Here is a 6,130-nt window from a genome sequence, read left to right as displayed (position 1 = left end):
CACCGCCGCACGAGCGCCAGGCACCTCCGCGGAATCGGCTGCCACGGCGTCGCGCGAGGTAGCCACATGAGTGCCCGACTCGGCCGCCTCGACGGGCACCGCCTCGTCGGCAGGCGCGGCCTGCCCGTCGGCCGCGGCACCCGCCGCGCTCACGACGGCTCCGGCGCCCCCGGCGCCCCCACCGCCCCCGGCGCTCGCAACGGCTGGCGCACCCACTGCCTGCGCCGCGGCGCCCGCAGCGTCCGCGCCGGCCGGAGCGGCCTTCGCCGCCAGCGCCGCCTCGCCTGCCTCGCCGGCGGGGGACGACGGCGCGGGCGCCACGAGCGAGCCCGCCGCGGCGGCCGGTTCAGCAACGTACGCGGAGCGCACGGTCGCCGTGTGCGGCGGACCGTCGGACAGTTGCGGCAAGACCTCCGCGAACAGCCGCGCGGCCGTCGAGGCGGAAGGCCGGGCCGATGGCTCGCGGCGCAGCAGCGCCGCGATGAGCGGGCCGAGCCGTCCGGCACTCACCGCCGGCGGCGCGTCCTCGTTGATGATCGCGGACATCGTGGTGATCGCCCCGCCGCGCGCCTCATACGGCCCCTGGCCCTCGACCGCGTTGTAAATCGTCGCGCCAAGCGACCACAGGTCCGACGCCGGCGTGGCGTCACCGCCCCGGATCCGCTCCGGCGCGGTGAACCCGGGGGAACCCATCACCATGCCGGTCTGCGTGAGCCGCGGGTCGCCCTCGAACTGCGCGATGCCGAAGTCGGTCAGGACCGCCCGTTCCTCCCAGACCCCGCCGGATCTGTCCGGGGCGATCAGGACATTGCTCGGCTTGACATCGCGGTGCAGCACCCCGGCGGCATGCGCGGCGGCGAGCGCGGCGAGCAGCTGCTGTCCCATCCGCCCCGCGCGCAGCGGGGACATCGGCCCTTCCGCCGTGAGCACCTGGTCCAGGGAACGCGACGGCACGAGCTCCATGACGATCCAGGGGCGGCCGTCTTCCTCCACCACGTCGTAGACGGTCACCACGCCCCGGTGGGACAGGCGCGCCGCGGTCCGCGCCTCGCGCAGCGTTCGCTGGTAGGCGTTCTTCCGCTCGTCCTCGCCGATCGCCGCCGACAGCACCACTTCCTTGACGGCCACGTCCCGGTCCAGGAGCTGGTCCCGGGCACGCCACACCACGCCCATGGCGCCACGGCCGATGGGTGCGGAAAGGGCGTATCGCCCGGCGATGACCCGCCCTGTCATAGGGGGCATAGCCGGACCATACCAGCGTTCAGGGTCGGCTGGTTTGTGCCAACAGGGACGCGGAACTGCCGATGGACAGCAGCGGGCCGGAAGCCTCGGCGTAGAAGTCGTTCCCCTTGTCGTCCACGATGATGAACGCGGGGAAGTCGCGGACCTCTATCTTCCACACCGCCTCCATGCCGAGTTCGGGGTATTCCAGCACGTCGACCTTCGTGATGCAGTCCTGGGCCAGACGCGCCGCCGCCCCGCCGATCGAGCCGAGGTAGAACCCGCCGTGCCGCTTGCACGCCTCGGTCACCCCCGCGGACCTGTTGCCCTTGGCCAGCATAACGAACGATCCGCCAGCGGCCTGGAACCGCTCTACGTAGGAGTCCATCCGGCCCGCGGTCGTCGGCCCGAACGACCCCGACGCGTACCCGGCGGGCGTCTTGGCCGGGCCCGCGTAGTACACCGGGTGATCCCGCAGGTACGCCGGCATGGGCTCGCCCGCGTCGAGCCGCTCGGCGATCTTCGCGTGCGCGATGTCCCTGGCCACCACCATCGGGCCGGTCAGCGACAGCCGCGTCTTGACCGGGTACTTCGCCAGCTCGGCCCTGATCTGCGACATCGGCCTGCCGAGGTCGATCGCGACCACCTCCCCCTGTGACTCCGTCACGGCGGACGGATCGGGCAGGTACTGGGCCGGATCGGTCTCCAGTTCCTCAAGGAACACGCCGTCGGCGGTGATCTTGCCGAGCGCCTGCCGGTCCGCCGAGCACGACACCGCGATCGCCACCGGGCACGACGCGCCGTGCCTGGGCAGCCGGATCACGCGCGCGTCGTGGCAGAAGTACTTGCCGCCGAACTGGGCGCCGATCCCGATCTTGCGCGTGATCCCGAGGACCAGCGCCTCAAGCTCCAGGTCACGGAACCCGTGCCCGCCCGGCGAACCCGACGCCGGCAGCGTGTCCAGGTACCTGGTCGAGGCGTACTTGGCGGTCTTGAGCGCGAACTCGGCGCTCGTGCCGCCGACGACGATCGCGAGGTGGTACGGCGGGCAGGCGGACGTCCCGATCGCGCGGATCTTCTCTTCGAGGAAGGACGCCATCCGCGCCGGGTTGAGCACCGCCTTCGTCTCCTGGAACAGGTACGACTTGTTGGCCGACCCGCCGCCCTTGGCCATGAAGAGGAACTTGTACTGCTCGCCGTCGGTGGCGTACAGCTCGATCTGCGCCGGGAGGTTGCAGCCGGTGTTCTTCTCTTCCCACATGGTCAGCGGCGCCAGCTGCGAATACCGCAGGTTCAGTGTCGTGTACGCGTCGTAGACGCCGCGGGCGATGTGCTCCTCGTCGCGGCCGTCGGTGAGCACCCGCTGGCCGCGCTTGCCCATGACGATGGCGGTGCCGGTGTCCTGGCACATCGGCAGCACGCCGCCCGCGGCAATGCAGGCGTTCTGCAGCAGGTCGCGGGCGACGTACCGGTCGTTCGGGCTCGCCTCGGGGTCGTCGAGGATGGACCGTAGCTGGCGCAGGTGCCCGGGTCGCAGCAGGTGGGCGATGTCGCGCATCGCCGTCGTGGTCAGCGAGGTGAGCGCCTGCGGGTCGACTTCGATGAATTTTCTCCCGAACGCAGCGTGCCTGCTCACCCCGCCCGCACCGATCTTCCGGTACACGGTCTCGTCGTGCCCGAGCGGAAGCAGCTCGGTGAACGAAAACTCAGTCATCGTCGCCATCCTCGTGTCGCGTCTTCCCGCCGTCTCAGCTTAGGTGTCCGGTTAGCGCCCTACCGTATGAGCTCCGTTGCGACAGCCCGCAGCGGCGTGTCCCGATAGTCACGACTTGTTTACGTTTACCCAAGCTTGTATTGTGACGGGAGCGGCGGCGCCGCGCCACGCGGTGCCCCCGTCCGCGAGTGGATTGCTCGTCACGCAGTGCCCCCGTCTGCGGCGGCTGAGCTGCGGCGCCGTCGCTCTATCGCCCGGTGGACGCTGTTAGCCCCGGGGGCGACCCCGAAACCCCCCGCATGGGCGGCTCCCCGCAGCGGTCTCACATACCGAAACGGCGTGTTCTGCAGTCCGTATCCTATGACCCTGCCCGGCAATAACCTGCCAGTTCGGGGACCGGTCCAGGCTGGCTCGGTCCCGGCCGCTATCGGCGGCGGAGCCCCCGCCGCCTGCCAATAGGCTTCAATGCCAGGAACTTAAGCCGCCCAGCCTGCCGGCGGACAAACCACCGATACCGGGCGCGGTCGGCGGGCGCCGGCCAAGATAGGAGCCGAGCGGCATCCGGAAATCGGTATAAAACGGGCAATAAACCTGCGGCCCGGGTCCTAAGTTCCCGGTGCCGTCCCGCTATCTGAGACGGCCGCCGGCCAGCCGCCCGCGCCCCGGCCAGCCTGCCGCGCCCTTGCCGCACTGCTCACACGCACATCAGCTGGCCAGGTGACGTGCACTCGAGGGAGCGGCGACGCGGCCCCTTAACTTCCCGAGATTGCAATGGGCTTCGCGGTGGGGGCCCCACCAGCACGCGCGGCGGCGTGAAGCGGGACCAACTACCGCCGCAATCCGGACAAATCATCCGGATAGGCGCAACCCGCGACACGCCCGCGACGGCCAGCCGCAGTGAAAACCGGCGGCTCCGGGGGTGGGCTGGGCACGCCAGCAGCGCGCACCAGGCGTATCAGGCGCACCGCGTGGGTCAGCGGTTGGCCAGCCGGGGGAGGAGCAGCGAGGCGCAGGTAATGCTCGCGACTGTCGCGCCCACCAGGACCACCGTGTCCAGCCACAGCGTCGTGGACGTGCCGATCAGCAGGCCGCGCAGTGCCTCGACCTCGTAGGTCAGCGGGTTCACCTTGCTGACGGCCTGCAGCCAGCCGGGCATGAACTTGGTCGGGTACAGCGCGCTTGAGCTGAAGAACAGCGGCATCGTGATCGCCTGGCCGATGCCCATCAGCCGGTCCCTGGCGAGCGCGACGCCGGCGATCGACATGGACAGGCAGGCGAAGAACGCCGAGCCGAGCACGAGGATGGCCATGGCGGCGATTATCTTCAGCGGATTGTCGGTGAAGGCGACGCCGAGGATCGCGGCGATGATCAGGACGACCACGCCCTGGATCAGCGACCGCACGCCCGCGGCGAACGCCTTTCCCGTGATCAGCGCGGACCTGGGGGTCGGCGTCACCATCAGCTTGGTCAGCACGCCGGCGTCGCGTTCCCAGATGATCTGGATGCCGTAGAAGATCGCGATGAACAGCGCGGACTGCGCCAGGATGCCGGGCGACAGATAGGCCAGGTAGGAGACGCCCTTTGGCATGGGGATCGCATGGAGGCGGGTGAAGACCTCACCGTAGATCAGCAGCCACAGCGCTGGCTGGATGGCCCTGGTGTACAGCTCGGTGCGGTCGTGCCGGATCTTGCGCAGCTCCACCCAGCACAGCGTGGCGATTCGGTTGGCGAGCCGGCGCAGGCCGACGACTGGGTTATCCCAGGCGGCGCGCGGTGCGCCGGGCACGGCGTACGTCACGGATGCCTCCTTCTTCCTGTGCGTCGTCCAGGGTGTCGCCGGTGTAGTGCCGGAACACGTCGTCGAGCGTGGCGCCGTCGCCGAGCCCTGAGCGCAGGTCCGCGGGGCGGCCGGTGGCGCGGATCGTGCCGCGGTGCATCAGCGACACCCGGTCGCAGTACGCGTCGGCCTCGTCCATGTAGTGGGTCGTCATCAGCACGGTCATGTCGTGTTCCTCGCGCAGCCGCTCTATGTACTCCCAGACATCGCCACGGGCGATCGGGTCGAGGCCGACCGTCGGCTCGTCGAGGACCAGCAGCCGGGGCGCGTTGACCAGCGCCTGGGCTAGCTCGAGCCGGCGGATCATGCCGCCCGAGTACGTGCCGGCCAGCCTGTTGGCCGCATCGGTCAGCCCCATCGCCCGCAGCGTTCCGTCCACAAGGTCCTTCCTTGCCTTGCGCGGCACGTCGAAGAGCCGGGCGAACAGCTGGACGTTCTCGACCCCCGTCAGGTTCGCGTCCGCTGACAGCATCTGGGGTACGTAGCCGATCACGCGCCGCACCTGCATCGGATGAGCCACCGCGTCGATGCCCAGCACGGTCACCGTCCCTGTCGCCGGCTTCAGCAGCGTGGTCAGCATGCGGATCGTGGTGGTCTTGCCCGCGCCGTTCGGTCCGAGCAGGCCGAACATCTCCCCTGGCGCGATGTTCAGGTCGACGTGGTCCACCGCGGTGTGGGTGCCGAAGTGATAGCTGAGGTCCGCGCAGCGGACCGCGTGCGTCGTGGTTTCCTGCGGTGCGATTTCGGCGGCGCCAGCGGTCACAGTTCCTCCATCTGTTCGGCCAGCCTGGCCAGCGCGGGCACGGCGGCCCTGATGGCCTGCCGGTCGGCCGCGCCGAGCTGCTCGAGCGCGCGGCCGGCCAGCTCGGCCCTGATGTCGTGCCACTGCCTGATCCGCGCGGTGCCCTCGTCGGTCACGGTCAGCTGGGCGCAGCGGCCGTCCGACGCCGCCCGGCCCCGGCTGAGCAGTCCGTCCGCGGTCAGCTTGCTGACCATGGTGCTCACGCTGTTCGGGGCAAGGCGCAGCTCCTGCGCCGCCTCAGCGACGCTGATTCCCGGCCTGCGGGCGGTGAGGCGGAGCAGTTCCGAGCGCGCCGGCGGAAGCGCCTGCGCGTCCGCGGAAACGCGCACCGCCCGGCGGGCCACCCGGCGTACCGCCCCGACCGCCGTGAGCAGCTCAGCCGCCTCGGCCTTGGCTTGCTCGGCCGCGCCCGCCGACGCGCACCGCGCCAGGCCGCCCCGCGGCGCCGTACTTACATCGTTCACAGAGCTAACTATATGAGGCGTGCACGGCAGGGCCAAGAGGTATCGGCCGGGGATCGCAGTGCGTAACCAGGCCCCCGGGGCAGGTGCGCCGT

5 protein-coding genes are annotated in these 6,130 nt (G+C 70.5%); all 5 read right to left on the bottom strand.

Annotation, left to right across the window (positions count from 1 at the left end):
• Positions 1-1,242: serine/threonine-protein kinase (locus tag Q1N79_RS09380; RefSeq protein WP_300606916.1), on the bottom strand; the 1,242-nt coding region annotated here is incomplete at its 3' end.
• 19 nt (positions 1,243-1,261) lie between these two features.
• On the bottom strand, positions 1,262-2,935 hold the full coding sequence (locus Q1N79_RS09375; RefSeq protein ID WP_300606913.1) for a fumarate hydratase: 1,674 nt from the start codon (positions 2,933-2,935) through the stop codon (positions 1,262-1,264).
• Positions 2,936-3,908: 973 nt separating this feature from the next.
• Positions 3,909-4,733, bottom strand: a complete 825-nt coding sequence (locus Q1N79_RS09370) for an ABC transporter permease (protein WP_300606910.1) — start codon at positions 4,731-4,733, stop codon at positions 3,909-3,911.
• Positions 4,690-5,535: an ABC transporter ATP-binding protein gene (locus Q1N79_RS09365; RefSeq protein WP_300606908.1), complete on the bottom strand. Its 846-nt coding sequence runs from the start codon at positions 5,533-5,535 to the stop codon at positions 4,690-4,692. The genes Q1N79_RS09370 and Q1N79_RS09365 overlap by 44 nt, the downstream gene beginning before the upstream one ends.
• Positions 5,532-6,038 carry a MarR family transcriptional regulator gene (locus tag Q1N79_RS09360; RefSeq protein ID WP_300606905.1) on the bottom strand — a complete coding sequence of 169 codons (507 nt, stop codon included), beginning with the start codon at positions 6,036-6,038 and terminating at the stop codon, positions 5,532-5,534. The genes Q1N79_RS09365 and Q1N79_RS09360 overlap by 4 nt, the downstream gene beginning before the upstream one ends.
• Positions 6,039-6,130: the final 92 nt, after the last annotated feature.

This window comes from Trebonia sp. (assembly GCF_030042015.1).
Lineage (GTDB): Bacteria > Actinomycetota > Actinomycetes > Streptosporangiales > Streptosporangiaceae > Trebonia.
The sequence above is the reverse complement of the archived record's forward strand: the minus strand, read 5'-3'. Positions and strand labels throughout refer to the sequence as shown.